This is a genomic window from Mesotoga sp. HF07.pep.5.2.highcov, assembly GCF_003666285.1.
In the GTDB taxonomy this organism is placed as follows: domain Bacteria; phylum Thermotogota; class Thermotogae; order Petrotogales; family Kosmotogaceae; genus Mesotoga; species Mesotoga prima.
In genome coordinates this window covers 1-2,943 of record NZ_JFHJ01000718.1, presented here as the reverse complement: position 1 = coordinate 2,943, position 2,943 = coordinate 1, and the positions used below count along the sequence as shown (strand labels likewise).

The following is a 2,943-nucleotide window of genomic DNA, read 5'->3' as shown; positions in this document are numbered from 1 at the left end:
TCGAAGACTCTTATCAAGTGGTTATTGGTATCGGCTATGTACAGTAATCCTTTGTGAAACTTGACGTCATTGGGTTCGAACAGGCCGAGGTTTGAACATTTATCGCCGTCCAGAGTACATGTACCCTCCCTTAGGTTCTTTATTACCGTCTCGACGCGCCTGATTCCGAGATCGATCTTCCTTATTGCGTGATTGTAAGTGTCGGCTACGTAGAGAAATCTGCCTTCACCGTGAATTCCAATAGGATGCTGGAACAAAGACCTCTTGAGAATCCCGTCCACATAACCGAAGGAGAATAGACCACTTCCGGCAACTGTTTGTACCGTCCCGGCTTCCAGATCTATAAATCTGATTCCAGAGACTTCAGAGTCGGCCACATATAAGCTGTTTCTATCGAGAAACAAACCGCTGGGCTGCGCAAAATTAGCGTCTTTCAGCCGTCCGTCTTCGACGTTCTCTATTCCGCTTCCCGCAAATGCACTTATAGTGTTGTTTTCAAGATCCAATCTCCATATTTGGTGCATTCCGGCCATTGCAATGTACAAGAATCTGCCATCAGTTTGGAGATCCCAGGGCGAGTTAAGTCTTGCTTTCGAAGCGTCTCCATTGTAGTTCCAATCGTAGTCCTGAAATCCGTCGCCGGACAGTGTACTGAGATACCTTTGGTTCATATCTGCGATACGTAATACGTGGTTCTCGGTGTCGGCAACGTATAGTCTGCCATTAGAGTAGACTATTCCTTGAGGTTTGTTGAGGCGCGCATTTTCGAAAGACCCGTCCTCTAAGCCACTTTGACCGCTCCCGATCTGATCGATTGCCTTCGCCACAAAAGGAGTAGAAAGCTCCGTTAAGAGTATCCGATTGTTATTCGTATCGCTTATGAATAGATTCTCTCCGTCGCCAAAGGCAATCTTCCCGGGGAAAGAGAGATTGGATTCACTCTTGGAAAGCTCTAGCTTAACCGGGATTCTCTTCTGGCTAAGAACTCCCTTCCTCTTTCCTTCTTCGAGAGCCTTTGAGATTTCACGTGAAAGGTATTCTCGCTTTCCCTCTCCCGATGTCTTAGACAGTATCTTTCCATCAGGCCCAATAAGAACATATGAGGGCCACGCACGGATCACATATCTTTCCCAGAGGAAGTAATCATTATCGATTACCACCGGATGTTGGATCTCATATCGATGGACTGCCGCTCTTATGTTACGCTCATCATGCTCGTTTTCGAATTTCGCCGAATGGACGCCAATTACTACGAAGGGGTTATCCTCATACTTCTTTTCGAGCCATTTGAGGTCCGGAATAACATGAATACAGTTTATACAGCAGTATGTCCAGAAATCGAGCAGAACCACATAACCCTTCAGATCAGCAAGGGTCAGAGGTCTCTCGACATTTATCCACTTGCAAGACTCCGGAAATTCTATCGCTCTTCCATACAAATCGATCACCTCTTTCGAGCTTTGACTATAGAAGAAGGATAATGGATCATGCTCTTCCGTTCCAATGGAAAGGATCGCCTCTGTTATTAAAGAAGCTTTCAAAACATTCTATTTGCTTGCACAGAGTCAGCCAAAGAGCCCTTCTCAACAGCGCCTTCTTACAGATAGTCTTGCAGATGAATTCCAAATGATCAGGCTCCTTCAGGAAGGAGAATCAAGGCGGTCGAAGGAGACAATGAGCATAAAAAAGCAGCGATGTTAGGCCCTTGAAAACCTTCAATTGGAGCACTTCACTTATGCATTACGCTTGTGGAGTTCCTTATCGTAAGCTTGACATCGATAATCGTATCGGGGACTTCCTTTCCAGACAGTATCTTTGATAGAGCAACCACCGATTCCGACCCGAGGGTTCTGGGATCCTGATCGACGGATGTTAGCGTGGGAATCGTTATCGGAGCGATGAGGTTGTTGTCATAACCCACCACAGATACCTCATCAGGGACGTTGATTCCCTGATCAGTTAAGAAACCTATGACGCCTGCCGCGACAAGATCGTTAGCCGCGATCACCGAGTCTACTTCAACCATTCTCTCAAGAAGCTCTCTCGCTCCGCTGTAACCGGCCTCGTAATCGTATCCACATATGACAATGAGCGACGGGTCGTACTCTATTTTTTCCTCTTCGAGAGCCCTTCTGTACCCCGTGTACCTATCGAGCGTCGTGTATTTGCCGGCATCCTCGCTCGAAGCCACTTCACCAATCGTGTCTATGGTACATGGGCTGGACCAGAAGCCGGCGAGGAAGCCAACCCTCTTCCTTCCCAGTCTGAGCAAGTACTTTGTCGCAAGATACCCGCCCTTAACGTTGTCAGTATAAACATGAGGCTTAGACTTGAAGACGTTTCGCCTTCCGACAACTACTATCGGGAGCTCCTTGAAACTCTCTATTTGCGGAAGAGGATCCCCGGTGGAAACCGGACAGTAGATGAGACCATCCACAACCGTTCGAGAGAGACTGTCGATCGCAGCTTTTTCGACTTCCCTCTTTCCGTCGGAAGTGGAGATAATTATTACATGATCGATCTCTCCGGCCTTCAGAATGGCTCCCGCAATCATCGCGCTGAAAAAGGGTTGGGAAACATCTGGAACTAGCATGCCTATGACATTAGTGGTCTGGCCCTTCATGAATCTGGCTCCAACATTTGGTTTGTAATTGAGCTTTTTGACTGCATCCCAAACTTTTACCTTCAAGTCTTCTTGCACAGGCCTTGAACCATTTAGGACTCGAGAAACCGTTGCGGCCGAGAGGCCGGCGTAATCAGCAACCTGTTTTATGGTAACCCTGTCGCTCTTTCTTACAGCACTTCACCTCCTTGACCGGAAAAGGACTTGAGAAAAGGCAACGCCACTAAGCTTATTATAACCAGAAGAGTAACTATGCCAAAGGTCGAATTGAAAGCTGCAAGGTCAATCTCCGCTCCCCCACTCGAAGAGAAACGCTGCAT

General features: G+C 47.3%; 2 protein-coding genes. Both read right to left on the bottom strand.

What is annotated here, in order from left to right; genetic code table 11:
* The coding region (locus tag BG32_RS15320; RefSeq protein ID WP_259459806.1) for a thioredoxin-like domain-containing protein at positions 1-1,541 on the bottom strand (1,541 nt) is incomplete at its 3' end.
* 188 nt (positions 1,542-1,729) lie between these two features.
* Entirely contained in the window at positions 1,730-2,773 is a 1,044-nt protein-coding gene (locus tag BG32_RS15310) for a LacI family DNA-binding transcriptional regulator (RefSeq protein WP_121527098.1), read from the bottom strand.
* Between the last annotated feature and the right edge of the window lie 170 nt (positions 2,774-2,943).